This window comes from Rhodococcus sp. RCBS9 (genome assembly GCF_029457415.1).
Taxonomy (GTDB): domain Bacteria; phylum Actinomycetota; class Actinomycetes; order Mycobacteriales; family Mycobacteriaceae; genus Rhodococcus_F; species Rhodococcus_F qingshengii.
In genome coordinates, this window is the sequence record NZ_CP120422.1 from 2,737,959 (window position 1) to 2,764,454 (window position 26,496).

Sequence of the window (26,496 nt, forward strand, 5' to 3'; positions counted from 1 at the left end):
ACCCAATAACATTCGTACACCGTCCGCAACAGTCCGGCTCAGGTAGTAATCACCAAAGAATAAAGTTTGGGAAACCGAACTTGCCCCGATCTAAGGGTAAGCTAATATGCGCAAATTCGTCGTAAAGGTGAACGGAACCTTAAACTTGCGCGATGCCCGCACCAGTTTTCCTCCCGGAATCACCAGAGGCGGCCGCGCCTCGGGTGAATCTTCCGGGCGCTGACCTGCTGCGAGCCCTGGCGGTTGCCGCCGTGATCTACTCCCACATCTCTTTCTACGTCATCGACGATCTCGGCTCGGGTTGGTGGGTGATCGACGTCGTCTACGGCGTTTTGATCGAGCCTGCCGAACTCAACCAGCACCTCTCTTTTGTCGGCGTCGCAGTATTCATGATGCTTACCGGTGCTCTGGTGACGCGATCCGCGATTCGCGACGGCCCCGGAAAGTTCTTGACCAACCGATTCAGTCGACTGCTGCCCGCATTCTGGGTGGCGACCGCGATTGCCATTCTTCTGGTCCGCCTCGGAATCAACGGAATGTTCAGCGGTCAGGAAGGTATTTCCGATACCGAAGCGTTGATGAGCTTTTTTCTCGGCGGATTCTTTCTCAAGCCCGAGGTAGCAGTTCTGGGAGTGACCTGGACACTCACCGTTCAATTCCTCTTTTATCTCGCATGTGTAGCGGCTCGCCCGATACTGCGGCTGCGACCGATCGTCATGCCGCTCGCCGGTGGTGCGCTGTGCTCGCTGGTGCTGCTCTACAACGTCTACGCGCCGCTGCCGTACACCGTGCCGATGCTGTCCAAGATCGCCGCGACGCTGCCGGCCGTCTTCCTCGGCCAGATCATGTACCTCGCGTGGGCGAAGCTCGCTCCCGGCCGCTGGCTGATCGCGGCCGTCCTCGTCCAGATGCACGTCATCATCGTGGCGACCCAGTTCCGCGTCTACTGGGCCGGTGAGCACTATCTGTGGACCATTTCGGTAGTCGCCGCAGCGGTAGTTCTCATCGGCCGCTACGACGGCGTCCCGACGCGCTGGCCGGTCGTGAAGTGGCTCTCGACGCGTAGTTACGTCATCTATCTCGTGCACACCCTGATCCTGTACCGCGTCGTCGAGAACACCGTTTTGTACGTCGGACCGACGCTGGCGTTTGCACTCTTCCTTCTGGCCACGGCCGCGGTAGCAGAAATCGGCTACCGGTGGGTGGAGCTGCCCGGCGCCCGCGCGATCACGGCGTGGCGAAACAGTCGCTCGCGCGTAGCATCGAAGCATGAGCTGGTACGACGACATTCTGGGACGAGCGTCCGCAAAATCCACGCTGATCGCGCCTGAGGACGCACTCCCGGGCCGAGAGCAGAAAATGCCGGTTCCGACCGCGCACTACGTCAACGGGCATCCGTTGACGCCGCCGTTTCCGGCCGAACTGCAGACCGTCGTCGTAGGAATGGGTTGTTTCTGGGGCGCCGAGAAGGAGTTCTGGCAGCTTCCCGGCGTGTACACGACCGCTGCGGGTTATGCGGGCGGCTTCACGCCCAACCCGACGTACGAAGAGACGTGCTCCGGACGTACGGGTCACACCGAAGTCGTGCTGGTGGTCTTCGATCCCGCAGTGATCTCCTACGAGCAGATCCTGGCGCACTTCTGGGAGAACCACGATCCGACGCAGGGGATGCGTCAGGGTAACGACCAGGGCTCGCAGTACCGTTCGGCGATCTTCACGACGTCCGCGGAGCAGGAAGAAATCGCTCATGCGTCGGCCGTCGCTTTCGGTGAACGGCTTGCCGAAGCCGGATATGGAGCGATCACCACCGAAATCGGCCCGCTGCGCGACTTCTTCTACGCGGAGGATTACCACCAGCAGTATCTGGCGAAGAATCCCGGCGGTTACTGCCCGGTGCATGCCACGGGCGTCAGTTGCCCGGTCGGATTGCTCCGTCAGGATCAGGTTCCGGCGCAGACGGACATCCTTCCGCCGAGCGAATAACTGGACAGGTGTTGGAGGACACATGTGATTCAGCTCGTTAACACTTGCAACTAGATCGAAACAAAGGGAATCTCGATGTAAGAGTGTGTCGTCGAGAGAACTGAGCTCACAATGTCAGGTAGTACGCGAGGAACTGCGTCGCTGCTCCGACGCACCATTCATGTAGGCCACGATCCGATGGTTCGCCGCAGTGATCGGATCGAAGGGTTCATGTCCTTCGGTCTGATCATTTTCGCGATTCTTCTGCTGCCTCTCGCGGTATGGGCAGGGGCTGCGACTGCTTCGAGCCAGAACGCACTGATCGCCAAACAATCCGCCGAATTACACAGCATTTCGGCGACGACGACTGCAGATTCGACGCAGACCACCGCCTCGACAGCCGATTACATTGCGCCGACCACCGAAATGGCCAGCGCGCAGTGGAACTGGAACGGCCAGGTTCATACGGGTGATGTCACTGTCGACTCGGCGACGCCCGCCGGCACCGAGGTCCCCATCTACGTCAATGATCAGGGCGACAAGACCGTAGCTCCGATCACTCAGAGCGCTGCCGACGTCGCAGCCGTGGTGACCGGCGTTTTCACCTGGTTCAGCGTGATGTCGCTGCTGGTCATCGCTTTCATGCTGGTGCGCGTCTTTCTCGACCGTTCCCGCTCGGCCCAGTGGGACCGAGACCTACGCGCATTCCTCGACGCGAACGCGCTGTAGATCCCGGCCCATTCTTTACTGCAGTTGGGGCATGACCTCGCTTGCGACGAGTTCGAGATGATCCAGATCGGCGAGATCGAGAGTCTGCAGATACACGCGCTGTGAACCGGCCTCGGCGAAAGTGCCGATCTTGTCGACCAGCTCCGAAGGTGTTCCGGCCAGACCGTTCTCACGTAGCTCGTCGACGTCGCGTCCGATAGCCTCGGCGCGCTTCTTGATCTCCGCCTCGTCGCGGCCGCAGCACAGGACGAGAGCGTTGGAGTACACCAATTCGTTCGGATCGCGCTCGTGCTCGACGCAAGCCTGACGAACCCGCGCAAAGATGTCCTTCGTTTCCTCGAGGGACTTGAACGGGATGTTGAACTCGTTTGCGAACCGAGCGGCGAGCGCCGGAGTCTTCTTCTTGCCCGTGCCACCGATCAGGATCGGCGGACCGTCGACCTGGTGCGGTTTGGGAAGCGCGGGAGAGTTCTTGATCTGCACGTGCTTACCGTCGTAGTCGAACGTGTCGCCGACCGTCGTACGCCACAGACCGGTCACGACGTCGAGAGTTTCCTCGAGCAATTCGAAGCGATCCTTGAGCGCCGGAAACGGGATGCCGTACGCCTGGTGCTCTTCCTCGTACCAGCCGGCGCCGATGCCGAGGTCTACGCGGCCACCACTCATCTGATCGACCTGTGCGACCGAGATGGCCAGCGGTCCGGCGTGACGGAACGTAGCCGACGTCACCAGAGTGCCGAGGCGGATGGTGGACGTTTCGCGGGCGATTCCGGCGAGCGTGATCCATGCGTCGGTGGGCCCGGGAAGGCCGTCGGAATTCATGGCGAGATAGTGGTCCGAGCGGAAAAATGCGCCGTAGCCGAGTTTTTCGGCGGTCTGGGCAACAGTCAGTAGTTGTTCGTAGGTAGCGCCCTGCTGGGGTTCGGTGAATATACGCAGCTCCATGAGTTCTACTCTGCCACTATTTTGTGGAGGTCGGGACGACGGCACCGACTTGTCCGGCGCCGAAACACAGGGTCGGTCCCGGCGTTGTCGGCGTGATCTTCACGCTGTTTCCGTGGCCGACCAGGCGCACAAACACCGAGTGCAAACCTTGGGTGACGGGTACGGATACTGCGTCGCCGGACTCCAACGCAACATCGATCGTTCCGTCGGCGCTGGCGAGGTAATTGAGCTGAACCGTCCATTCCCAGCCGGCCAGGGGGCCGTCGAGGGGGAGCTCGGTCGGGCCTTCGGCACGGGTGCCGCAGTTCGGTGCCGTTCCTTCGGGAATCCTTCTCGTCCAGGTCACTTCGGCATCGACGATCTGACCGCTGTCGTCGATGGTGCGCAGAATCGGAGTGCTGGAAGAGAATTCGGGGCGATCAGGCAGCGGCGCGAGAACGTTGCTTGCCAAATTGTTCGGAAAGGCGACGGGAAGGAGCACTTCGATCGCGACGGGTTGCTCGAGCAGTGGAGCATCCTGATTCTGTGACAACGACATTCGCGCGTTCGCGAGGTAGTCGCGGGTCGGGTTCTCGCGCCAGATGTCGACGAACGTGACGGTCGAGACGAGCGAACTGATCACGAAGAGCACTGACAGGCCGGCGGCGACTGCGACGGGTATACGGGCCGGACGTCGCCGAGGCGCAGCGAGAATAAGAGCGGCGGCGAGGGCGAACACCGTCGCCGAATCCGTGAAGTAACGCAAGGTCTGCGCCAACTCGTAAGTGGTGTCGGCGTCGGATCGGGTAGCGGTCATCGCCACCACTGAGGCCAGGAAGTACAGCGCCGCGGCAGCCCAGATCCAGGCAGCGCCGCGTCGGGCACGCACTGTCATCACGGCCGTCGTCAGCAGCGCGGCCCAGGATGCGACCACCAAGAGCGTCGGCGGATCGGCCCAGGCGGGGCTGGGGATCCACCGCTCCCAGCGCCAGGGGCCGCCGAGAAGAGTGGGAAGCATCCCCAAAGACGTTCCGTGATGCAGCAGTTCGGTGGACATCGAACGGCCGTATCCGGTGATCGGAGATTCGACAGTTGTCAGATACACCGGAATCCAGATCGCGAGCACGGCGGCGCAGGCCGTCCACAGGAGTCGGCACTTCGTGATCGCACTTCGTATCGGCGTTCCTTCACCTTGTGTGCGCAAGTACAGCACCAGAAAAGCGAGTGCCACGAACGGAACGAGCACTGCTTTCTCGAAGAACAGCAAGGAGATGACAAAAACCGCGGTGCCCGAGAACACGTAGCGCACCTGCCCGGTGCGGTACAGCTTGATCGCGTCGCCGCATGCCCAGGCCAGCGCGATCTGGAGCGGCAATGCATTGAGCGCGGCTGCCCACCACGAGAACGCCGGAAGTGTCAGCGGGACGAACAGATACAGGAGCAGCGGAATCAACAGTGCCGGTCGCCGGCCGAGGACCAACCGAAGAGTGCGCAGAAGCGCCAACGACGCGGCGGCCTGACCGATGACGAGCAGCGTTGCCGACAGCGCCCAGTTGTACGGCGCGATACGGGCGATCAACCCGGTGAAGAAGAAGGCCGCGGGCATGAAGTGACCGTCGTGGTCGTAGAGCAGGAGTTCGCTCGAGAAGAGTGGGAAGCGTCCTCCGCGGCCCATCAGGATGAGGTCGTCCCAGTAGAAGTAATTGCTCGCGGCAACCCAGACGCGAATGACGAGCTGACATCCGATCAACACGAACGCGAGCTGCGTGACCCGTCTCGGGGTGAACGTCAGAGTTGGCTCGGGCTGTGGAGAAGTCATCGACGGTCATGCTTCCAGGTGTGTCAAAAACCGACTTTTCATAAAAAGGGGATACCGGTCTTTTCTGTCTTTTCGGGAGCAATTTCTGAATGGATTGTGAACTTTGCCGGGATAAATGACGTCGACGCCCGAAAGTTCACTGACCTGCGGTGTCAAATTCATCCTCGAGCCTGTGCATCGTTCGCTAACACCTGTCAGCAAATTCTCAGGGTCTTGCCCGTGACCTGTGGATAAAGCCCGATTCATTCATCCAGAACTGTGGATGAACCTGTGGAAACTGTGGATAACTCGAGTTTTTAAGTGGCGGAGGTCACATTATTCGAACAATGCAGGTGAACGCGGTGGAGGTTCGATCACAAATCGGGAGTGAATCCATTTGCTGCCGTTACCGATACGGCGTGACAGAATCGAAGTTGTGAGTGTCGTTCAGGTCTGCGCCCGGTGCGCCGCACGCTGGCCTGTCGTCGGCGGCCCGACGCAGTGGTGCCCGCGCTGCAGCGGCGTCCTGCTGATCCCCACCCGCACCGAGATCTACCAACCGCCCAACCGCCGTGGCTTCCGCTGGATCGCGCGCTCCCCGTCCGACCCCCGCGGCGTGGGGGACGCACCAGTGCGTCGTAGCTTCTCCACTCCGCGCTACGACGCTGTCCCGCAGTGGGGACTCCAGGACGTCGTCGATACCTCACCGGTGCCGCCCTCGCGAGCGGACCGGATGGCCGACCGAGTCGGGCCGTTGCTGACGCTCGCAACGATCCTCTACGGACTGGCGGTGTTCGCCGAACTGGGCAGATACGCGATCCTGGTCCGCAACCGCACCAGGCTGATCCCGCAGCCGTTGCTCACGGTCTCCGACGCCGCCGTGTACTTCACTCAGTTGGGTGGACTGCTGATCTCGGTCTTCGCGGCAATCGTCGCTGTGTGCTGGCTGCTTCGTCGGCGTCGTGAACACTTCGCAGGTGTCCGGGAATCCGATCCACGCACAGCGTCGGAAGTTGTCGTCGGCTGCGCTGTGCCGATCCTCAACCTGGTGATGCCGGCCGTTTATCTCTTCGAGTTGGTCCGCCGCGATCCGCGCGGAACCCTGCTGGTCAAGATCTGGTGGGGCTTCTGGGCATTCAGCGCTCTGCTGCTGGTGGTCAACGCGTACTGGCGATCACGCCCGGGGATTCAGGCAATGGCCGACGGGGTTCTGCTGAACGCTTTCATCGCACTGATCGCTGCCGTCACCGCGGCGTTGACACTCGTCGTGATCCGCCGGATCGAGCGCAAGAGCTGGCGCGGTGAACCGGAATCGGAAACCCGGTGGGTGCCAGTGCCGCGCTCGGTGCTGGAAGAGAAGACGGTGCTGGAAGAGAAGACGGTGCTGGACGAGAAGGAGACCGCTGCCCTGTGAGCCCAGATCGTCGAGGTCCACTCGTCGTTGCGCACCGAGGTGCGTCGGCTGCGCGGCCGGAGCACACCCTCGCCGCCTACGAACTGGCCCTCGAGGAGGGTGCCGACGGGCTCGAATGCGACGTCCGGCTCACCCGCGACGGACACCTGGTCTGCGTTCACGACCGCAAGGTCGACCGCACCTCCAGCGGGACGGGGATCGTCAGCGAGATGACGCTCGATTCGCTGAACGCTCTGGACTACGGGTCGACGAGCGAACCGGCCGAACTGCTGACTCTCTCCGATCTCATCACCCTCGCTCTGGATTTTGCGCGCCCGGTGAAGCTGTTCATCGAGACCAAGCACCCCGTGAGGTTCGGCGGATTGGTCGAAGCCAAACTCCTGGCGGAACTGCACCGCTTCGGGATCGCGTCACCGCCGTCGGCCGATCATTCGCGCGCTGTCGTCATGTCTTTCTCGGCGAGTGCGGTGTGGCGAGTGCGTCGTTCGGCACCGCTGCTGCCGACGGTCCTGCTCGGTGACGCGTCGCGGTACCTCGGCGGCGGTGCGTCGACGGCTGTGGGCGCTACGGCGATCGGGCCGTCGATCAAGGCTCTGCGCGAACATCCCGATCTGGTCGATCGGGCCGCTGCTGCGGGTCGCGCGACGTACTGCTGGACCGTCGACGACAAGGCGGATGTGGACCTGTGTCGTGAGCTCGGGGTCAGTTGGGTTGCCACCAACCATCCCGGGCGCACGAAGCAATGGCTGGGCAGCGTGTAGATTTTGCCCTCGTGGCCAAGAAGAGCAAAAGAAACAGTGGACCGAAGCAGGGCAGCGCACGCGCAGAGAAGCTGGCGGCACGCCAAGCAGAGCGTGAAGCCGCTGCCGGCGTAGTCAGCCGCCCGTTCGAGGGCCTTGCCGCCGAGTGCGATCTGGTCGCGCTGCGCGAATTCGTTCCGTCCGCCACGGCTCCGTTGCCGGTCATCGGCTCCGACCGTCCCGTCACGTTGGCAACGGTCCTCCCCGGCGCTGTTGCCGCACTCGTCCGCGACGAGGGCGAGACGGCCACAGGATTTGTCGGTGTCCAGGTTCAGGCGCACTCGGCCGACCTCGGCGCAGACCTCGCCGCTTCGGTGAACTGGATCAAGGACGCGGCCCCCGGCGACGCGCTTTCTGCCGCGAACCCCGATTCCGAGACCCCCGCAGTCACCGCTGTCGTCGATCCCTCGGCACTGCTCGACATCACCGTGCACCAGAACTTCAACTGGTGGATCCCCGAGGGCGTCGAAACCGATCCCGAGGTTGCCGCCACCGTGCAGCACGCCAACTCGGCGATCATGCCCTCTGCACGCCTCGAAGGCGACGGCCTCGTTGCCGCGTGGTGGGTCGACGCCGGCGAGAAGGCGCACCTGCGTTGGGTTCGTCCCGAGAGCGAAGACGACCTGATGCTCGCGCTGGCGCGCGTGCACGCGACCGGTGGACTGCATCTGGGTGAGGGCTCGCGCTACGCAGGCTCGTTCCGCACCCACGGCCTGTTGGTTCCCGTCTTCGACGTCGACCGCGAAAAGCATGCAAACGAGTGGGTAGCGGCAACCGTCGAGCTCGGTGAGCGTCTTGCCGAGGCTCTGGCCGTCGATGCTCCGCTGACCTCGGCCGAGCTTCGCTCGCGCGACGGACTTCGTGGTCGTCAGGTCACGCTGCGCTGATTTTTTCGCCCGAACTATAGGCGTTACGCGAAGTTACGGTTAATGTTGGTGACATGACCTTGTCGCATGACATCTCCGGTAGTGGTCCCACGCTTGTGCTCGTCCATGGCATCGTCCATCGACGGCAGGCGTGGGATTCGCTTTTGGACCAGCTGACGCCGTACCGCCGCGTCGTCACCGTCGACCTGCCGGGTCACGGAGAGTCGCTGCTGCCCGAACTCGGTCCGGACGTCATGGGACAGCTGATCGACGATGTCAGTGAGTTCGTCAAGGAAGTGACGCCGGCGGGGGAGCGTGCCCACGTCGCGGGAAACTCCCTCGGCGGCTGGATTGCCCTCTCGCTGGCAGCGCGCGGAGATGTCGCGTCGGCGACAGCTCTTTCGCCGGCCGGGTTCTTTGTCAATCACCTCGATCAGGTGCGAGCGATCAACACGTTCCGTGCACTGCGCGGCACAGCCAAGCTCATGGGTGACGGATTGCCACGCGCATTGCGGTACAAGCTGATTCGCTATCCGGCGCTCGCCGCGTTCTTCGCTCATCCGAGTCATGTCGGTTATGCAGCGGCGTTGGCCGACTGCCGTTCGCTCGTGTCGAACGAACTCGTCGATCTCGGTCTCGAGATGGACTTCGTGCTGCCGCCCATCGTGGATCCCACTGTGCCGGTGACGGTTGCGTGGGGTCGACGCGATCTCATCCTGCCCGTGTATCAGGCGCAGCGCGTGAAAAAGCCGTTCCCGCAGGCAAAGTTGATGGTTCTGCCCGGCCTTGGGCACGTACCGATGACAGATGCCCCCGAGCTGATCAGTTCGATCCTGCTGGCAGGAAGCGAACCGTTCGGCTCGAGGGCAAAATCCGTGAGTGCTGCAGGCTAGATGGTTCCGCCGGCTGCGCTCGGTGCACCGGTGGTGTCACCGACGGTGCTCATCTCGCGGGACACGAAGTCTTCGAGGTCGAACAGGTTGGCGCCTGCGCGGTCCGCGATGGTGAGAAGTGTTGTCATGCTTGCAACTTCCTCGACCTGCTCCTTGAGGAACCACTGCATGAACTGCTCGCCGAGGTAGTCGCCTTCTTCGCGGGCAGTGCTCGCGAGCTGGACGATTTGCTCGGTGACCGTCTTCTCCTGCGTCAGCGCGAGAGCGATGGGCTCGCGGGCATCCTTGAAGTCGGCCTTCGCGGCGTCGACGCCGGTGAGTTCGACATTGATGTCGCGATCGAGGAAATACTGAACGATCATCATGGCGTGGTTACGCTCTTCCACAGCCTGCTTGTAGAAGTGCTTTGCCAGCTGTGGCAGATCCGCATTGTCGAAGTAAACCGCTGTCGCGATGTACTGATGCGAAGCGTTGAACTCGTTGCGAATCTGGTCTCGGAGTAGTGCGTGGAATTTGGTCATGTGAGTCTCCCCAGAAGTCATGAATTCCAAGATAGTGCAGGTCAGAGGCCCTGTCATCCCAGTATGACCTTATTGTGGTAAGCGTTCCCAAACTAAAGAAGACCTAATTTTTCTTCGAATTCGGTGAGGTTATCGAGCCCGGTGAATTCGAATGTTTCATTTAGGAATGTCCATTTCACCAGGCGAGTTCCGCGCATTTACCGTCGCTTCCCTGTAGTTCCACCTGTACGGTGGCGTGCCCCAGTTCGAATTCCTCGGCAAGCAAGGTTCGGGTTGCTGCGAGCACCGTTGTGGGATCGGCGTCACTGACCGCGGTGACGTGAACGGAAGCAACTTCCATCCCCGAGGTGAGTGTCCAGACGTGCAGATCGTGCGCGTCGACGACTCCCGGCAGAGCGTTGATCTTCTCGATGATCGAGGTGACGTCGATGCGGTCGGGAGCCTGCTGGAGGAGGATGCGAACGGCGTGGCGGCCCAGGTTGAAGGCACGTGGCAAGACGAAGAGGCCGATCGCGACGCCGATGACGGGGTCGGCGTAGCGCCAACCGAACGCAAGCGTGACCAAGCCGCTGACCAGGACGCCGATGGACCCGACCATGTCCGCCATGACTTCGAGGTAGGCGCCGCGGATGTTGATGCTTTCCTTCGCGCCGCTGCGCAGCATGAGGAAGGCGATGACGTTCATCGCCAGACCGACGACGGCGACTGTCGCGACGGGAAGGCCGGGAACCTCGGGCGGATCCGTGAAGCGGCTGGCGGCCTCGTAAAGCACCCACCCGGCGACTGCGAAGAGCAGGATCGCATTGGCCAGTGCCGCAAACACTTCCGTGCGGTACATGCCGAAAGTACGGTCGGGGCGCCGGGCGGCACGCTGTGCGACGAGGATCGCGGCGAGCGCCATGAAGATGCCGAAGATGTCTGTGAACACGTGCGCCGAGTCCGAGAGCAGGGCCAATGACGAGGTGAAGAGGCCGACCGTCACCTGCAGCACGAAGGTCACCAACCCGAGGCCGGCGGCGATCCACAGTTTGTTGACATGCTTGCCGCTGTTGCTGGTCGCAGCCTCGGCGGGGGAGATTCCGTGCCCGTGTCCGTGTGACATCGAAGGTCCTTTCGTCGACGCCAGCCTAGACACATATGCATATATGCGCAATAGTGCATGTCTTAAAAACTATGCAACATAGTTGTAAGGTGGCGGCGTAGACCTTCATTTGTCATCGACGCGAGGACCGAGAAGTGGGAAGACATCGAAAATCCGAGCCGATCAGACCCGGCGGGCGCATGGCCGCGGTTTCCGTGGCGACGGGTGCAATCCTCGCGTCCGGCACTTCCATCGGGCACGCGTCGCCGCCGTCGGTTGTAGTCGAGGATGCATCTGCGGTGTCGGCGCCGGAGATCCTCGACCTTGTCCGGTCGACGGATCTTGCCGGAATAGCCGAACAACTCGGCAAGACGCGACAGCTCGAATCCGAGCGAGCGGCGCTGGCGTACGAGGCCGAAAAGCCACAGGTGATGGCCCCCGTCAGCGGGACGATGACGTCCAACTTCGGTCCACGGTGGGGAACCACCCACTACGGTCTCGACATCGCGAACGCGATCGGAACGCCCATCGTGTCGGCGACCGACGGTGTGGTGCTCGAATCCGGTCCCGCCGCGGGATTCGGGCTCTGGGTCCGCATCCAGCAGGACGACGGGACCGTCGGCGTCTACGGACACATCAACGAGGCGCTCGTGGTTGCGGGTCAGAAGGTGCGGGCGGGTGAGTTGATCGCGACCGTGGGCAATCGTGGACAATCGACAGGACCACACCTGCACTACGAGGTGTGGCAATCTGACGGACAGAAGACCGATCCGCTCGTGTACCTGAATTCCCGGGGCGTGTCGTTCGGGGAGAAGACCACGGGCGACTGAAGTTCTGTCACGACGCGATGGAGGAGCAATGCAGGGGCTGGGCGGACTCGAAGCCGAGGTCATGGATGTGCTCTGGCAGTCCGACGACGCGCTCTCGGTCAAGGATCTGGTCGAGATCCTGGGTGAGCGTCGACAACTTGCGTACACCACGATCCTGACCGTCGTGACGCATCTCTTCGACAAGGGCTGGGTGAGTCGTGAGAAGAAGAGTCGCGCCTACTTCTATCGGCCGAGTCGCAGCCGTGAAGAGGCCACATCCAGAGCGCTGCGCGAATTGTTGGACAGCAGTTCCGATTCCGCTGCCGTGCTGTTGCACTTCGCCAAGACCATGACAGATGCCGAGAACGAGGCCCTGCGCCGGGGTCTTTCCGGGGAAGGTGTGCAATGACATTGGCGTTGCCGATGTTTCTCGGTGCGATGCTCGTGGGATTCCTGGTTCCGAGAGTGTTGCGAGCCGTTTCCTCGGCGTTGTCACCGGCGGTGCTGCTCGCGGCGTGGCTCGGCAGCATGGCGTCGGCTCTGTATCTCGCTCTCTCCGCGGTCTTGGTTCTGGTGTGGCCGAGCCACGCGCCGGTCGAGGGGCTGGTCGACGGTATCGCTCGGTGTTTCAGCGCCTTCGCGCACGGCACGAGTTCATGGGTGGGTGAACTGATCACCGGCACAGCCGTTGCTGTGGTGGGTGTGATCGCCGTTCGGATCGTGCTGGCCGGCCGCAAGCAGGCACGTGAGCACGCGAGGGTCCGAGATTTCCATCGTGATGTTCTCTCGATCGTCGCGCGCCGCGACAACTCGGAGTCCGACGTGTTGTGGCTGGATCATCCGCTGCCTATGGCGTACAGCGTCGCCGGAAAGCCTGGATTTGTTGTTGCGACGCAAGGCTTGTCATCCGCTCTCAGTGGAGGCGAGCGGGATGCTGTCCTCGCGCACGAGCGTGCACACCTGAGCGGCGGTCATCACCGAATTGTCGGTGCGTGCGAAGTCTTGGCCGCTGTTCTTCCGCGAGTGCCGTTGTTCGCGGCGGCACCCGCTGCCGTCGGCGCGATCGTCGAACTGTCGGCGGACAGACACGCCGCTCGCGTCACCAGCCCGGCTGCGGTGCGTTCCGCCCTTGCCGTGGTGTCGAAATCGCCGCTTCCTCAGCCGGACTGGAGCTTGAGCGATCGCGGCAGCACGACCGCGGTGCGATTGAGTTCCCTGGTCGACGGCGACGTGGCGTCGCCTCGGCGACTGACCTGCGCGGTGGCGGCCTGTGTGCCGGCCGCTGTCACGACGGCCGTTGCCGCAGCCGTGACGGTGGCCGTCTCCGCGGGGATCTGCGCTGTTCTGACCTGATCATTCTCCCAAGGCCGAATCGATCTGGGCTTTCAACTGCTCGTAGCTCGGCATCTGGTCCAGCTTCACGTCGTTGAGGAACAGCGTCGGAGTACCTTGGACGCCGAGGCGTCGGCCTTCTTCGAAGTCGCGCTCGACCCGCTCGCGGACGCCGCGGCTGCCGAGGTCGGATTCGAATCGGGCCATGTCAAGTCCGAGATCTTGTGCGTAGGAACGGAACAGCGCCTCCTGTGATTCGGCGGATTCACCCCATTGCGACTGCGTCTCGTACATTCGCTTGTACATCTCGACGAATTTGCCCTGGCGAGATGCGGATTCGACGACCTGCGCCGCGAGAGTGCTGTTGGTGTGACTCGGAATCGGAAAGTATCTGATGCCGAACGTGATTCGATCCTCGTACTCCGCTCTGATCCGCTCCATCGTCGGGTACAGCGCGAGGCAGGCTTCGCATTCGAAGTCGAGGAACTCGACCAGGTTTACCTTGCCGTCGGCGGCCGAGGTCAATCGGTACGCGTCGTCGGTGAGGACGGCGGTGGATTGTGCTGCCCGATCGGCGTTCTCGTTGTCTGCCCGAATCGGATCGACGGTGATGAACGTGATCAGTGCTACCGCGAACACCGCGATCAGGGCGGCGGATATCTTCATGCTTCTGGACACTGCTGTGCACCTGTACCTTCCGTCGAATTCCTAAATACTATCCAACATAGTAGTTAGGTGTAGAGTCGACGGTACCCGCATGGAGACGAAGGAGGACCCGCCGGTGAAGCGTTCGTGAATGACACGCCGCCGCCGTCGATCGGGCAGATGCTGGAGTGGGATACCTCATCCCTCCCGCTTCTTCCTGCCCTGGGAGTTGTTCTTGCACTCTGGTATTGGACTGGCGCTCAGCGAGTTCGCGCGAGTGGGCGACCATGGCCGTGGCATCGGACAGCGTGTTTCCTCGGTGGGTGCCTGCTGCTGATCGCGGTGACCGGACTGAAGGTCGAGAGCTACGGCTACGAACTCTTCAGCGTCTGGATGTTCCAACACCTGACGCTCTCGATGGCGATCCCGCCGCTCTGGGTACTGGGCTCGCCGGGACTGCTGCTACTACGTTCGACGCCGCACCGAGGAATAGGAAAAGGCATTCTCGCGCTTGCCCTCTCGGCATTGCGCAGCCGTCCGGCGCGGTGGATGCTGCACCCCGGGTTCACGATCCCGGTATTTCTGTTCAGCTACTACGGGATCTACCTGTCGCCGATCTTCGACACCGTCTCGGCGTTACCGGCTGGACACGTCTTTCTCGAGATCTTCTTTCTCGCCAGCGGTCTGCTATTCATCATGCCGGTGCTCGCCACCGGCCCACTGCCGGTGCGACAGAGCTACCTCGGCCGGTGTTTCGACCTGTTCGTGGAGATGCCGCTGCACGTGTTCATCGGCGTCGTACTCATGATGGCGACAAAGCCGCTGCTGACCACGTTCGTGGATCCGCCTCCGGAGTGGGGCGTGGACGTGATGCAGGATCAGCAGCTGGCGGGCGCCCTCGCGTGGTCGTACGGAGAGCCCGTCGCGCTGGTGGTGGTCGTGATCTTCGCGATGCGCTGGAACCGCGACGACAAACGGATGAATGCCGACCTGGACCGCCGCGCCGAGATCGACGGCGACAGTGATCTTGAGGCGTACAACAATTTCCTCAGATCACTGAACGCCGCCGAGCGGCCTGAGACTCGGTAGGCCGGTGGCCCTCAGACGCCGCCGCCGGCGGGCGTCGGCGCCATTGCATCGGCAGCGGCCGGGGTGTTCATCTCGCGTGCGACAAACGTTTCGAGGTGGAACAGGTTGTCGCCGGCGCGGTCGACGATGGTGAGAAGTGTTGTCATGCTTGCCACTTCCTCGACCTGTTCCTTGAGGAACCACTGCATGAACTGCTCGCCCAGGTAGTCGCCGGTATCGCGCGCGGTGCGTGCCAGCTGCGTGATCTGCTCCGTGACCGTCTTCTCCTGCTCGAGTGCCAACTCGACCGGAGCCCGGACACTGTCGAACTTCGTCACGACGTCGTCGATGCCCGGAACGTCCACGTCGAGGTCGTTGTCGAGCAGGTACTGGATCATCATCATCGCGTGACCGCGCTCCTCGGTGGCCTGGCTGTAGAAGCGCGCGGCCATCTGCGGAAGATCGTGTGCATCGAAGTACACCGCTACCGCGATGTACTGCTGCGATGCAGTGAACTCGTTACGGATCTGCTGACGCAGCAGAGTGGTGAATTCGCTCGAGTTCTTCGCCTGTGTCATCCCAACAGGTTACTGGGTCGTCGCCGCTGAGAGGGAGCTACTTCTTGTCGAGCTGATCGATGACGAAGCCCACAGTTTCCGGTCGGTACCCGTAGACGAACGAGTCCTTTTCGCCGACGTACCAATCGCCGCACTGAAAAGAACTGCCCTTCTCGACCCCCGTCGGCCACCACTGTGCGGACAACGATGCGGGACGAGTTTCGACGGTGGGTCGTGCGATGCAGCTGTTGTGATCTATCTCCGCGATGTTCGCAGTCATTCGCAGGATGCGTTCGTTGCCGGTGGTGCGGATGACCTCGTCGATACCCGTTGCGCCGGCGGGAACCCAACTCGGCAGTGTGTCGATTCCGTTGGATGCTTGTGCAAAAGAGAAGGTTTCGGTTTTCTTGTACGCCTTGGAGTCGTCGAACTTCTCGAAGGTTCCGGAGCAGGACGTCACGAGTGCAGCAGCTCCGACGGCGGCGGCAACGACGGCGAGAGTGCGGAATCGGCGGTGTGTTGTGTTCATACCTTCACGGTATTTTTCGGCCGCCGATTCCGCGTCCTGCCGGAAAGCGATTTGTTCGCCGGGCTTGTCCTCCCGCGGTACTACCGGAACTCAGGGCGATTACCCCGTGGTGATCAGATCCTGTGGAATCTGCTGATCGTTGGCCAGGGCGTCGAAGAACTGCGAAGCGCGCGCCTTGTCCCACAACAACACGTTGCCCGAACCGTCCACGTCCTCGAAACCGGCGACCGGAACCGTCGTGGTGGTCATCCCGCCGCGAAGCGCCCAGGCGAGTGAGGCCAGATTCCAGATGTGATCGCCTTCGTCGACCTGTAGAGATTTGGCGGTATCGGAGACGAGTGGCCACAACCGGAACGGATTGAGGAACGTGGTCGGACTCGTCGCCTTCGACAGCAACGCCGACATGAACTGGCGCTGGTTGTTCATGCGGTCGAGGTCGGCGAGCGCCGTCGCGCGAGTTCGCACGAACCCGAGTGCGTCCGAACCCTTCAAGTCCTGGCATCCGGCGGGGAGGTTGATCCCGGCCAGCGGATCGTCGATCGGCTGTGCCAGGCACACGTTGACGCCACCGACGGCGTCGACGATGCCGGCGAACCCGCTGAATCCGATCTCGGCGTAGTGGTCGATGCGAAGCCCCGTTGCCTCTTCGACGGTCTGCACCAGCAATGGAGCGCCACCGAAGGCGAAGGCGGCGTTGATCTTGTCCGACCCGTAGCCGGGAATCGGAACGTACGAATCGCGAGGGATGCTGACCATGGTCGTCTTCCCACTTTTGGGGACGTGGACCAAGATGACCGTGTCAGTGCGCTTGGGGCCGGTGTCACCGCCCGTCGCAAGGGCTTGCTCCTGCTCGGGGGTGAGCCCCTCACGACTGTCGGAGCCGACGATCAGCCAGTTCGTGCCCGGAGTATCGGCGACGCGTCCCGCGTAGTCGGGCAGCGCGTCGATTCGATTGAGGGAACTGTCGACGTAGTAGATCGCGCCGGCCAGCGCGAGCAGCAAGACCAACAACGTGATGCCGATACGTTTACCCCAGCTACGACGCTTGCGGGGGCGTCGCTGCTTCGGAGGTTCTGGAGGGCGCGGCGGGGCGTTCGGCGGGGTACGGCGCGGCGGTGCGGGCGCGTACTTCGCCTGGCGCTGCGGATCCTGACGCGGCGGCCCCTGCCTGCGCGGGTCGTCCTGAAACGGTTGCGGGCGCTGGGTCGGCGCCCAGTCCTCACGCCTGGGCTGCTGCGGCGCTTGTGGTGGGACCTGTGACCAGGCCTGATTGGCCGGATTCTGCTGCTGCGGGCGTCCGTCGCGGCGAATGACCGTCGGCCCTTCCGGCGGCATCGGTGGACGCCGCTGCGGGGGTGGGCCCTGACGGGGTGGATTCTGGCGTGGAGGGTTCTGCCTCGGAGGCATCGGTCCACGCGGAGGTGGCCCTGGCGGCTGGCGCCGCGGAGGGCGCTGAGGATATTCGGAGTCGCCGGTCACCAGTTCACGGTACCGGTCACGGCAGCCAGGAGACGTGATCGCGCAGGAGGGCGTAACCGATGAACGCCACCATGTCGATGAGAGCGTGGGCGATGACCAGCGGCCAGAGTTTCCCGGTGCGCTGCCAGTACCGGCCGAACACGAGCCCCATGATCACGTTTCCGACGCCGCCACCGAACCCCTGATAGAGGTGGTAACTGCCGCGCAGGAGTGACGACGCGAGCAGTGATTTGTTCTCGCTCCAACCCAGCGTTCGGAGGCGAGTGATCAGGTAGGCGACGACCAGCACCTCTTCGGCACCGGAGTTCGCGATCGCGGACAGTACGAGGATCGGCACCCGCCACCAGTGATCGTCGAGCGCACTGGCCTGGACGGTGAGGTTGATGCTCAGTGCCTGAGCCACGAGATAGAACAGCAGACCGGGGAGACCGATCACAGCGGCGAGGCCGAATCCCGGTGCTATGTCGCGCCCGAATCGAGGCTTGGGGGTCAGTCCCGCAGCACGTGGACCGATCCCCGAACGCCACAGTAGATAGAGTCCCAGCGCTGCCCACGCGAGAAGCTTTGCGACGCCCAGCAATTGGCGCGCCAGGTCGATCCAGTCGATGGCGGCCCGCGACGGGTTGAGTGCAACCGTCTGATCCGAGAGCGCAACCGGCGTCGCCAAGGATTCGGCGAGCGAGAGGATCCCGGACAATCCGCTGAGTCCGAAGGTGACCAGCAGGACGATCGTGATCTCGATCCAGACTCCGCGTCTGGCGGCCGGATCGAGGGCCGGGCCGGCCGGGACGGGAGTCGGCGGCCGTAACCAGGTGCGGACGGTTTCGCGGGCATTCACCCGCGCAACGCTAGCCGTTTGATGCGCCGCCCGATCGGAGGCCGTTGAGGAAAGGGCACCCGACCAGCATGCGGATGGCGCGGCTCAGCGCGGGAGCGTCGTCGACGGGGTTGGCGAACGGCATCCACACGTCGCGGTCACCGGTGTGATCCTCGACCCGCAGGCGAAGTCCGTAGCGGTCGATGCCGAGTGGGCGAACGCGTCCGGTGCGCATGTACGGGGGAAGCTTGCGCACGAGCAGGTCCACGAGGTCGCGGTGGTCTTCGTCGAGATGCTGCAGCCATGCGGTCTCCATTTCCCAGAAGGGATCGGGGCTGGCGTTCAGCAGTTCGTCCACGGCGACGGGTTCTGCCCCCGTTGCATCAGCGACTACAGCCGAGGCCAGGCTCAAGCGAAGGAGGACCGAGGTGTGGCCGATGTCGAGGAGCCCCGGGTGGGGATGTTCGGATGCGACGTCGTCGGCGAGAACGCGTGCCTCGTAGTCGGGCACGGCGTGTAACGAGCCGCGAAGCCACACGAGGGAGCGCACGGGCTCACGCAGACGCAGTGGTGCGTGATCGGTGATCTCGAGGACGGCAGGCAGGCCGCCGCCGCCGGAGTTCCAGGCCAGGGCCGCAGCTGCGGAGGCATGTGGGACTGCAACGACGACGTCACCGTTCGAACGCAGGTGATGCACCGACGTGACGGTGGGATCGCTGCCTTCGATGGCGAGAACTGCGTCTTGTGCGCGCACACAGGCGCTGCGGACGCGTTCGGCGGTGGACGGGCCGGTGCTGGTCTTCGTTGCCATGCTGCCCCCTTGGCGGGTGTTCTCTCGAACTCCATCGGATGATGAGGTAACCCTAACCTAAGGCGCTTCGGTGTGAATCGCAAGACTTTTGCGCAACTCGCGTGGAATCCGCCGCCTGCGCCGGGGTTACGGTTTGTCTGTGGCCATTCCTCTCTCACTCGGGCTGCCCGCCCCGAGAAACTCGCGCGGACTCCTCGAAGCACTCTTTCTCCCGGTTGTTCCGGCGTCGGCTCTGATCGGCGGCGAAGCAGCAGGCCGGGTTGTCGTCCGCCTCGATATCGATCCGGAAGAACTGCGTGCGGACACGGAAGCGTCGTACGAGGCCGTCCGATTCGACGTCGACGTCACCACCGACCAGATCGACGACGCGATCGCGCTGCGCCTGCCCGCTCCGCTCGCTGTGTATGTCGACGGCGGCGAAGAGGATCTGACACCCGCTGAAGCGGCGCTGCGTCTGTGCGAAGGTGGCCGGATCCCCGGACTCGCCGCCGGTCTTACGCCCACCGAAGTGGCTGATTTCCTGGCGGTACTCGCGCACGAGTCCGTCGGTTTCGTAGCCCGCGCGGCCGACGGCGACGAGGTGATCTCCCTGCTGTGTGGCACCGTCGCTGCACTGCGCGGCGACGACGTGCGCGCCGCGATGGTCGATCCGAAGCCGGAAAAACTTGCCGCGCTGATCCCCGAAGCCGCGTCGGCCATGCGTGAGGTGCTGCTCACGATCGAGGTCGCGGATCTGCCTGCAGTGGAAACGGCTTTGCGTGCCGCGGGTTTGCAGTGACCGGCGTGGGTCGGTGCGTAATCTTTTAGGCGTGCCAAGAATCGCGTATTTCGGTCCGTCGGGAACCTTCACGGAGATAGCTCTCGCCCAGTTGGAGGCTGAGGGCGCGTTCGGCGAAACCGTCGAGCGAGTACCGGCCGGCAGTCCGCCGGCGACTCTCGACATGGTTCGCGACGGTTCCGTGGACGGAGCCGTGGTTCCCTTCGAGAACTCGGTGGAAGGCGGCGTAGCTCCGACGCTCGATTCACTCGCTCTCGGTTCGCCGCTGCAGATCGTCGCCGAAACCGATCTGGACGTGAGTTTCTCCATCCTGGTTCGGGCCGGGACCACCGCCGATCAGGTCCGCACGATCGGCGCGTACCCGCATGCGGGCGCGCAGGTCCGCGGATGGATCGCCGAGAACCTGCCCCAGGCCGAGGTGGTGCTGGCGTCGTCCAACGCCGGTGCGGCCCTGGATGTGCAGGCCGGAACCGTCGACGCCGGTGTGTCCACGGCTTTGGCAGGTCAGATGCTCGGACTCGACAGCCTGGCGGACAACGTCGCCGATGTAGGCGGCGCCCGCACACGTTTCGTGTTGGTCACCAAGCCGGCCCCGGTTCCGGCGCGGACCGGTGCCGATCGCACCGCGCTGGTGCTTCATCTTGACAACGCTCCCGGCTCCCTGGTGCGCGCACTCTCCGAATTCGCCGCTCGCGGTATCGATCTGACTCGGATCGAATCACGGCCGATGCGAACGGAATTGGGCACGTACCGGTTCTTCGTGGACTGCGTCGGACACGTCGAGGACTCGCTGGTGGCCGAGGCGATGCGTGCGCTGCATCGTAAATCCGGAGTCCGCTTCCTGGGGTCGTGGGCGACAGCGAATTCGACCGGGCCACAACCTCCTTCGGACGAAGAAGCGATTCGGTGGATCGACGAACTCAAGCATGGAGGGGGAGAACGATGACCGGAAGGCTCATCCTCGTTCGGCACGGTCAGACGGAGGCGAATGTCGCCAAACGTCTCGACACCGCACTACCCGGAGCAAAGCTCACGCCGGAAGGGTTGGCGCAGGCCGAGACGTTGGGCATCGGCCTGGCTTCGGCGCCTCCGCTGGCACTCGTATCGTCGTTGGCTTTGCGTGCCCGGCAGACCGCAGGTTTCGTGGAGCAGGCCGCCGGTGTCACTCTGGATGTGCGGGACGGATTGCACGAGGTGCAGGCCGGTGACCTCGAAGATCGTACCGACGAGGCCGCGCACCGACTGTTCATGGAGACGTTCCATCACTGGCACACCGGCAACCTCGGCGCTCGCATCCCCGGTGGTGAAACGGGATACGACGTCCTGGAGCGGTACGTCCCCGTCGTCAATTCGTTGCGCGAAGAATTTCTCGAAGGCTCACGAGACGGCGGCGACATCGTCGTGGTCAGTCATGGTGCGGCGATCCGTCTTGTCGCAGCCCAGCTTGCCGGTGTCCCCGGTCTGTTCGCAGCCAACAACCACTTGGCCAACACCGAGACCGTCGAACTGTTGCCTTCGGTCGACGGCGGTTGGGAGTGCCTGCGCTGGGGAACCGTCAACCCGCCGTTCGAGCACCGACTCATCCCCGGTGCCGACGACGTGATGGGCTGACGGCCGGCTTCACCACCAACCGGTCTGGACGCTCAGTTGGCGCCCGAGTTCAGCGGACAGCGTGCTCACGTAGCTGGCTGTCAGGTGGTGGGAATCGTGATACACCAACACATTTCCCTCCACGACGCGGCACAACTCCGGTCCGCAGACGCCGTCGCTGAGGTCGAGTAGACGGACGTTGGTCAGATCGCCGATCGCCGACGGCGCCGGATTGACGTCGCTGAGCATTTCGGACCGTGGCATCGCGCAGTGATCGGGTGACGTGGTTGTCGCCAGACAGTCGATCGCGCGGTAGGCGACGCCGTCGTGGTGCAGCCAGGGGGTATCGCGGATGGCGAGTACGTCGATACCGTCGCGCTCCAGTTCCTCCCACACGTGTACGTAAGACTCGGGCGTCACGTCGCCAGGGCCGTCGGAACTCGGCCTGGTTGCCGTCGTGAACACGAAATCGGGTGAGGCGTCGGCCAACTCGGTCAGTACTCCACGCGACCAGTCGACGCAATCCGGATAGTCGTTGTCCGACAACGTCTGCATGGAGTCGATGGTGAGCGGGCAGCCCATCTTCAGATACGTGTCGACGCGGAACCCGTGACTCTTGCCGAGTTCGTCGAGCGCAGTGAGCCAGTGCTCGGAGTGCGAACCACCCGCGAGCGCGATGGTTCTGTCTGCATCGGCGTCGCCGTAGGTGCAGTGGACGACGTCCCGCTCGAGAAAATCGGCGATACAGCCGTCGAGCGTACTGGCCGGAAGGTCCAGTGGCGCATCGAAGATCGAGGGAACCATCGACGCCTTAGGTACTTCGGCACCGTCGGTGAGCGCGAGTGCGCCGGGATGGGTCGGGAGGTCGAGGGTGTCGACCGCCCGCTGGCCCGTCGTCTGGCTGCTCGCGTACGACTGCCAGGCGACCGAAGCGGCGAGGACCACGGCAGCGGTGACGACGCATACCAGGACGGTGTACCGGCGCGAGCGGCCTCCACGTTCCACCGGAACCTCGATCAGGCGCCGGAGTGCAAGCGCCCCCGCGACGGAGAGGGCGATGATCAGTGCCCCGCCGAGCAGGCCGGCTTCGGGGCGTCCGGTGATGACGAGTGCAAACACCAGAATCGGCCAGTGAATCAGATACAGCGCGAATGCGAACGAGCCGAGCCACGTCAGTGCCGGATGGGCAAGAGTCTTCGACGTCCAAGGCGTGTCGTCGCCGACTCCGGACAGGATCAGCGCAAGAGTGGCCAGCACCGGCACCAGCGCCCACGGGCCGGGGAACTGCTGGGCGCCGTCGAGCACTATGCCGCACAACAGGATCGACGAAAGCCCCGCCCAGCCGATCGTTGCTCTGACCGAGAACGGCAGGGATGCGATCTGCCGACTGCGTGTGCTGGTCATCAGAACGGCCAGCAGACCACCGAGGGCCAATTCCCACAACCTGGCGCCGGAGTCGTAGTACGCCCAGGCTTGGTGACGCGAAGATTTGGCGAGTGCGTAGAGAAAAGATCCTGCGGTCAGAACCAGAAGGGTGACCGCGAGTGACGGGCGGAAATAGTTGGGATTCACGCGTGAAGCGACATAAGCGATCACGGAGACCAGTGCGATGGCCAGGAGATAGAACTGACCTTGTACGGCCATCGACCACAGGTGCTGCAGGGGAGTGACCGAGCCGTCGGCGGCCAGGTAGTCGCTTGCGGTGCTGGCGAGCTGCCAGTTCTGGAAGAACCCGAGCACCGCGATCAGTTGATCGCCCAGATCGGCCCAGCGTGTGCGTGGCAGCAGCAACGCGGTCCCCAGTGCGGTCAAAATGCTGACCACCGCGATCAGGGGGAACAGCCGCAGAAACACCCGCCGCAGTGCCGGGACCGGGTTGAGTGAACCCCCGGCTTCGGCGCGTCGAACCAGTGAGCCGACGAAGAAGTATCCGGACAGAACCAGGAAGACGTCCACCCCGCCCGATACCCGTCCGAACCACACGTGGAACACGACCACCAAACCGATGGCGAGGCCACGCAGTCCGTTCAGGTCTTGTCGGTGCGGTGTTGTTGCCCGTTCTTCGTGCGGCCGGTCGATCGTGGCGACCGAGCCTTGTTCGCCCGGTGACGACGGTTGACGCGAGAACTGCATGCTGAAGTAAGGCTCCGGGCGTTGAAGGGACGCCCCGAGGTTACCCGGAAGTCTCCGGCGCCGATTCCTCGAGTTCCGTTAAAAGAGCGTTCACGGCTTGTCGGAGGCGATGGGATGTTCCGGAACTGATGGACGTCCATTCGGTGCCGTCGGCGGCCCGAGTGGTCGAACCGACCAGCCGACCCGACAAGGTGTCGTACACAGTCACTGCGCCGGTCATGAGCGTCGTCGCTCCCAAACTGTGTGGTATTCCGACCAATTCGGCGAAGGCGGTGCATGTGACGATTGCGCTACCCAGTTGGCGCGCGTCGTCTTCGGGTATCCCGGCGTTGATCAAGGCCGAGGTTACGCTGCCTGCATCCGGGCCGGCGCCGAATGCCAGGCTGAGCATCTCGGTCGGTGCGTTGATCACGGCAATCGGCATTGCTTCGGCGCTGCCGAGCGCGGTGACAACGGGTGCAGTCGGTTCGGCGGTGACGCTGCGCAATGCGAACGAAGAACCGGTTGAAGTTGCTTCGACACAAAGGAACTCGCCCTGCGCGACGCAGAGGCGTGAAATCCCTCCACCGACATGCCGACGCAGCGCCAACTCCCACTTGGGGTGGGTCAGGACGCGCAGGCGGGCACTGAGGTCGTGATGGATCTCCCCACCGGGGAGGAGATCGCGCTCGGAGAGTGAATCTGCCGCGGACTGCATCGCCGTACGGTGAGCGCTCGCACTGCCGTGAACCGTCGCGCCACCGAGAACCACGGGAAGCCCATCGAGTCCGAGTCGCTCACGTACATAGTCGATTTCGTCCTGTGACAGGGCGACGACAGGTAAATTCCACCCCTCAGGTGAGGTGCCGAGGTCCACCATCAATGCTCTGCAGTTTCGAGTGCGCCACCGATCACGGACGGGATGACTGTTCGGCCGTCGGCGAAGTGCTCGAAGTGCTTCAGGTAATCGGGTGTGTCGTGCTCGGTCTCGTCTTCAGATTGGGCCGCATGACGGCCGCCGGCGATCGGCGCAGATCCGCCTGCGGTTCGGGCCGGATCCACTCTGACGGTATCTGTGGTGCCCTGAACCGGCGAGGTCACGGGGTTCTGGCGCGCGGCGCTCTGGCCGGTGGAGGGATCCGGAAGAGCGTGCCGGCCGGTGCTGCTGCTCGACGACGAGCCCGCGAATGCTCCGGCTCCGGTGGTCGCGGAAGCTGCGCTGACCTGTGCCGGTGCCCGGCTTGCCCACGGGGTGCCGAACAGTGATGGTGTGGAAGTGCCGAGTCTTGCGCCGCCGAGTCCCGCGCCGCCCAGTCCGGTGAGTCCTGCTCCTGCCGTCGCGAGAGCTGATGCGGCAGTGGTGGCGCCTGTGACTGCGGTGGTGGTGGCGCTGGCTGCGGTGGCAACTCCACCGGAGATGGCACCGGCTTGTGAGGCAGCGGCGGCAAATACCGGGTTGGAAACTACGGATGCGACAGCAGCGGTGGCGGCGCGCACGGGATCCGCGATTGCGTCAGCGAGCGTGGATGCCGCTTGCACGACGGACTGTCGTGCGGCGCTGCCTGGGCTTTCGGCCGAAGCGGATGCCCCAGCTGTGGGTTCCGCGATGGACGGTGGTGAGTCGAAGTTCTGCTGCACGGCCAGATGGGCCGTTGCGGCGTCGTACGTTTCCATTGTCACCGCCGCTCGAATTTTGAGAGCTTCTTCGGCAGCCTCGGCTGCAGCGGCTCCGCCTACCAGCGCCCCGCCGATGGAATACGCGGCGACCTTGGCCGCTTGAACTGCTGCAATCTCGGCCAGGGACGGCATGGCGAGGGTGGCAACCGTGTATGAACCGGACTGTACTTGGGCTTTACCTGCAGTTTCTCCCGCGAGCAACGCGGCAGCAGCAGCCCATTCCTGAAACGGCGCGAACTTGCTCAATGCGGCATCCGCTGCTTCTCCGGACCACCCGGTGCGAAGGTCCGCCATCACGCGAGAGATTGATGCAGCGGTGTCGGTCAGTCCGGACGACACGGTGGACCAGGCTCCGGCCGCCACGCCGAGAGGGACCGGCCCGGCTCCGGCGACCAGTGCTGCGGAGTTGGGTGCTGCGCCCCGTGGATACCAGATGACGCCGGTGATGCCGACCATTGTTCTTCCCCCCAGGAAGTGTGACTGTGTTGCCGAGTTACCGAGCTCGATTTCTGTCGATCAGATCGGTGCGGCTGCCAGGCTGGACTTGGTGAGCTGGTCTTCGAGCTCGTAGGCAGCTGCATTCTTGCGCAGAGCTGCCGCAGCCGCGGTGAGCTCCTCGATTGCCCGATCGGTGGACGAGGCAAGGCTGCCCGAGATGGTGTTGAAGTAATTTGCCGCGCTACCGGACACTTCTTCGGATCCCGCTGGGAGAACGCGTAGCGTCGGCTGCGCAGTAGAGACGATTCCGCGCAATCGCGTCGCCGCGGACTCGAGTTCCATTGCGGCGGCAACTAGGGCTTGAGGGTCGACGTGCATAGTGCCGAACTCCTTCCTGACCAGGGCGGATAAGTGGTCGGGAGGCCGTGCGCACAGCCGTCGATATCCCCCCGCACATACTTTGATGCATACCGCCCGCTTTTGGTTCCCCCCGAAATCGGACGACTTTGCCCTCAGCCCCAGCCGAGTTCGTGCAATCTGTCTTCTTCGATGCCGAAGTAGTGCGCGATCTCGTGGATGACGGTCACGGCAACCTCGTGAACAACCTCGTCCTCGGATGCGCAGATGTCGAGTATCGAATCGCGGAAAATAGTGACCGTGTCCGGCAGGTACCCACCGTAATGAGAATCCCGCTCGGTCAGAGCGACGCCCTGATACAAACCGAGCAGCCCCGGTTCTTCTTCGTCACGTGCTTCGACAAGCACCACGACATTGTCGATTGCCTTGGCAAGTTCGGGCGGAATCAGATCGAGCGCCTCGCCGACCAGTTCCTCGAACCGGTCGGGCGTCATAGTTACCGTCATGGC

Annotated in this window: 29 protein-coding genes; 14 read left to right on the plus strand and 15 right to left on the minus strand. The window is 63.4% G+C overall.

The features are described from left to right. Positions 1–152 precede the first annotated feature (152 nt). From P0M12_RS12965 to P0M12_RS12975, 3 genes are all read left to right on the plus strand, one after another. Positions 153–1,331, plus strand: a complete 1,179-nt coding sequence (locus tag P0M12_RS12965) for an acyltransferase (RefSeq protein ID WP_047272742.1) — start codon at positions 153–155, stop codon at positions 1,329–1,331. Next, positions 1,270–1,983, plus strand: a complete 714-nt coding sequence (gene msrA, locus P0M12_RS12970) for a peptide-methionine (S)-S-oxide reductase MsrA (protein WP_020905733.1) — start codon at positions 1,270–1,272, stop codon at positions 1,981–1,983. The genes P0M12_RS12965 and msrA overlap by 62 nt, the downstream gene beginning before the upstream one ends. Positions 1,984–2,094: 111 nt before the next feature. Then, entirely contained in the window at positions 2,095–2,691 is a 597-nt protein-coding gene (locus P0M12_RS12975) for a hypothetical protein (RefSeq protein WP_223304488.1), read from the plus strand. A 15-nt stretch (positions 2,692–2,706) separates the two neighbouring features. On the opposite strand, the gene P0M12_RS12980 is transcribed toward P0M12_RS12975, so the two are convergent. Next, entirely contained in the window at positions 2,707–3,636 is a 930-nt protein-coding gene (locus P0M12_RS12980; protein WP_058038067.1) for an LLM class F420-dependent oxidoreductase, read from the minus strand. A 16-nt stretch (positions 3,637–3,652) separates the two neighbouring features. Beyond that, positions 3,653–5,434, minus strand: coding sequence for a hypothetical protein (locus tag P0M12_RS12985; protein ID WP_277377830.1), 1,782 nt, complete (start codon positions 5,432–5,434; stop codon positions 3,653–3,655). Between the two features lie 415 nt (positions 5,435–5,849). Here P0M12_RS12985 and P0M12_RS12990 point away from each other — a divergent pair, with 415 nt between their 5' ends. The 4 genes from P0M12_RS12990 to P0M12_RS13005 are packed head-to-tail and all read left to right on the plus strand — an operon-like array spanning position 5,850 to position 9,386. Further along, the gene (locus P0M12_RS12990) at positions 5,850–6,827 is read left to right on the plus strand and encodes a DUF4328 domain-containing protein (RefSeq protein ID WP_277377831.1); all 978 of its coding nucleotides are present in this window, start codon (positions 5,850–5,852) and stop codon (positions 6,825–6,827) included. After that, entirely contained in the window at positions 6,824–7,588 is a 765-nt protein-coding gene (locus P0M12_RS12995) for a glycerophosphodiester phosphodiesterase (protein WP_003944175.1), read from the plus strand. Before P0M12_RS12990 ends, P0M12_RS12995 begins: the two co-directional genes overlap by 4 nt. A gap of 11 nt (positions 7,589–7,599) precedes the next feature. Further along, positions 7,600–8,514, plus strand: coding sequence for a DUF5926 family protein (locus P0M12_RS13000; RefSeq protein ID WP_277377832.1), 915 nt, complete (start codon positions 7,600–7,602; stop codon positions 8,512–8,514). Between the two features lie 53 nt (positions 8,515–8,567). Further along, entirely contained in the window at positions 8,568–9,386 is an 819-nt protein-coding gene (locus tag P0M12_RS13005) for an alpha/beta fold hydrolase (RefSeq protein ID WP_003944129.1), read from the plus strand. Here the strand turns inward: P0M12_RS13005 and P0M12_RS13010 are convergent. After that, positions 9,383–9,928 carry a ferritin gene (locus tag P0M12_RS13010; protein WP_030535839.1) on the minus strand — a complete coding sequence of 182 codons (546 nt, stop codon included), beginning with the start codon at positions 9,926–9,928 and terminating at the stop codon, positions 9,383–9,385. The two genes, P0M12_RS13005 and P0M12_RS13010, sit on opposite strands and share 4 nt — an antisense overlap. Positions 9,929–10,082: 154 nt before the next feature. Beyond that, positions 10,083–11,009, minus strand: a complete 927-nt coding sequence (locus P0M12_RS13015) for a cation diffusion facilitator family transporter (RefSeq protein WP_054782294.1) — start codon at positions 11,007–11,009, stop codon at positions 10,083–10,085. 179 nt (positions 11,010–11,188) lie between these two features. Here P0M12_RS13015 and P0M12_RS13020 point away from each other — a divergent pair, with 179 nt between their 5' ends. The 3 genes from P0M12_RS13020 to P0M12_RS13030 are packed head-to-tail and all read left to right on the plus strand — an operon-like array spanning position 11,189 to position 13,150. Continuing rightward, the gene (locus P0M12_RS13020; protein ID WP_064113814.1) at positions 11,189–11,818 is read left to right on the plus strand and encodes a M23 family metallopeptidase; all 630 of its coding nucleotides are present in this window, start codon (positions 11,189–11,191) and stop codon (positions 11,816–11,818) included. A gap of 28 nt (positions 11,819–11,846) precedes the next feature. Next, positions 11,847–12,206: a BlaI/MecI/CopY family transcriptional regulator gene (locus P0M12_RS13025; RefSeq protein ID WP_063315268.1), complete on the plus strand. Its 360-nt coding sequence runs from the start codon at positions 11,847–11,849 to the stop codon at positions 12,204–12,206. Further along, complete coding sequence (locus tag P0M12_RS13030; protein ID WP_277377833.1) at positions 12,203–13,150, plus strand: M56 family metallopeptidase; 948 nt, start codon at positions 12,203–12,205, stop codon at positions 13,148–13,150. The genes P0M12_RS13025 and P0M12_RS13030 overlap by 4 nt, the downstream gene beginning before the upstream one ends. On the opposite strand, the gene P0M12_RS13035 is transcribed toward P0M12_RS13030, so the two are convergent. Next, on the minus strand, positions 13,151–13,795 hold the full coding sequence (locus tag P0M12_RS13035) for a thioredoxin domain-containing protein (protein ID WP_030535837.1): 645 nt from the start codon (positions 13,793–13,795) through the stop codon (positions 13,151–13,153). A gap of 126 nt (positions 13,796–13,921) precedes the next feature. Here P0M12_RS13035 and P0M12_RS13040 point away from each other — a divergent pair, with 126 nt between their 5' ends. Further along, positions 13,922–14,863 carry a cytochrome c oxidase assembly protein gene (locus P0M12_RS13040; protein WP_007736006.1) on the plus strand — a complete coding sequence of 314 codons (942 nt, stop codon included), beginning with the start codon at positions 13,922–13,924 and terminating at the stop codon, positions 14,861–14,863. A gap of 11 nt (positions 14,864–14,874) precedes the next feature. Here the strand turns inward: P0M12_RS13040 and P0M12_RS13045 are convergent, their stop codons facing one another. The 5 genes from P0M12_RS13045 to P0M12_RS13065 form a co-directional block, all read right to left on the minus strand. Then, positions 14,875–15,420 (minus strand): ferritin, encoded by a 546-nt coding sequence (locus tag P0M12_RS13045; RefSeq protein ID WP_003944176.1) that lies wholly within the window; start codon positions 15,418–15,420, stop codon positions 14,875–14,877. 37 nt (positions 15,421–15,457) lie between these two features. Further along, positions 15,458–15,928 carry a hypothetical protein gene (locus P0M12_RS13050; RefSeq protein ID WP_042453189.1) on the minus strand — a complete coding sequence of 157 codons (471 nt, stop codon included), beginning with the start codon at positions 15,926–15,928 and terminating at the stop codon, positions 15,458–15,460. A 99-nt stretch (positions 15,929–16,027) separates the two neighbouring features. Next, complete coding sequence (locus P0M12_RS13055; protein WP_007736010.1) at positions 16,028–17,263, minus strand: LCP family protein; 1,236 nt, start codon at positions 17,261–17,263, stop codon at positions 16,028–16,030. Between the two features lie 160 nt (positions 17,264–17,423). After that, the gene (locus P0M12_RS13060; protein WP_003945405.1) at positions 17,424–18,245 is read right to left on the minus strand and encodes a type II CAAX endopeptidase family protein; all 822 of its coding nucleotides are present in this window, start codon (positions 18,243–18,245) and stop codon (positions 17,424–17,426) included. A gap of 10 nt (positions 18,246–18,255) precedes the next feature. Then, positions 18,256–19,035, minus strand: coding sequence for a DUF2470 domain-containing protein (locus tag P0M12_RS13065; protein WP_058227345.1), 780 nt, complete (start codon positions 19,033–19,035; stop codon positions 18,256–18,258). Positions 19,036–19,174: 139 nt separating this feature from the next. On the opposite strand from P0M12_RS13065, the gene P0M12_RS13070 reads away from it, so the two are divergent. From P0M12_RS13070 to P0M12_RS13080, 3 genes are read left to right on the plus strand one after another with little or no spacing between them, the layout of a single operon-like run. Beyond that, a complete protein-coding gene (locus P0M12_RS13070) occupies positions 19,175–19,813 on the plus strand; it encodes a hypothetical protein (RefSeq protein ID WP_277377834.1) in 639 nt (212 codons plus the stop codon). Between the two features lie 31 nt (positions 19,814–19,844). After that, positions 19,845–20,759 carry a prephenate dehydratase gene (gene pheA, locus P0M12_RS13075; protein WP_003945402.1) on the plus strand — a complete coding sequence of 305 codons (915 nt, stop codon included), beginning with the start codon at positions 19,845–19,847 and terminating at the stop codon, positions 20,757–20,759. Continuing rightward, complete coding sequence (locus P0M12_RS13080; protein WP_058038060.1) at positions 20,756–21,424, plus strand: histidine phosphatase family protein; 669 nt, start codon at positions 20,756–20,758, stop codon at positions 21,422–21,424. Before pheA ends, P0M12_RS13080 begins: the two co-directional genes overlap by 4 nt. 9 nt (positions 21,425–21,433) lie before the next feature. On the opposite strand, the gene P0M12_RS13085 is transcribed toward P0M12_RS13080, so the two are convergent. The 5 genes from P0M12_RS13085 to P0M12_RS13105 all read right to left on the minus strand — a co-directional run bounded on the left by P0M12_RS13085 (position 21,434) and on the right by P0M12_RS13105 (position 26,493). Then, entirely contained in the window at positions 21,434–23,536 is a 2,103-nt protein-coding gene (locus P0M12_RS13085) for an acyltransferase family protein (RefSeq protein ID WP_277377835.1), read from the minus strand. Positions 23,537–23,576: 40 nt separating this feature from the next. Then, complete coding sequence (locus tag P0M12_RS13090) at positions 23,577–24,395, minus strand: ESX secretion-associated protein EspG (protein WP_277377836.1); 819 nt, start codon at positions 24,393–24,395, stop codon at positions 23,577–23,579. Continuing rightward, entirely contained in the window at positions 24,395–25,648 is a 1,254-nt protein-coding gene (locus P0M12_RS13095; protein WP_277377837.1) for a PPE domain-containing protein, read from the minus strand. The genes P0M12_RS13090 and P0M12_RS13095 overlap by 1 nt, the downstream gene beginning before the upstream one ends. Positions 25,649–25,708: 60 nt before the next feature. After that, positions 25,709–26,008 carry a PE family protein gene (locus tag P0M12_RS13100; RefSeq protein ID WP_003945399.1) on the minus strand — a complete coding sequence of 100 codons (300 nt, stop codon included), beginning with the start codon at positions 26,006–26,008 and terminating at the stop codon, positions 25,709–25,711. 134 nt (positions 26,009–26,142) lie between these two features. Next, positions 26,143–26,493: a metallopeptidase family protein gene (locus P0M12_RS13105; protein ID WP_007736028.1), complete on the minus strand. Its 351-nt coding sequence runs from the start codon at positions 26,491–26,493 to the stop codon at positions 26,143–26,145. Positions 26,494–26,496: the final 3 nt, after the last annotated feature.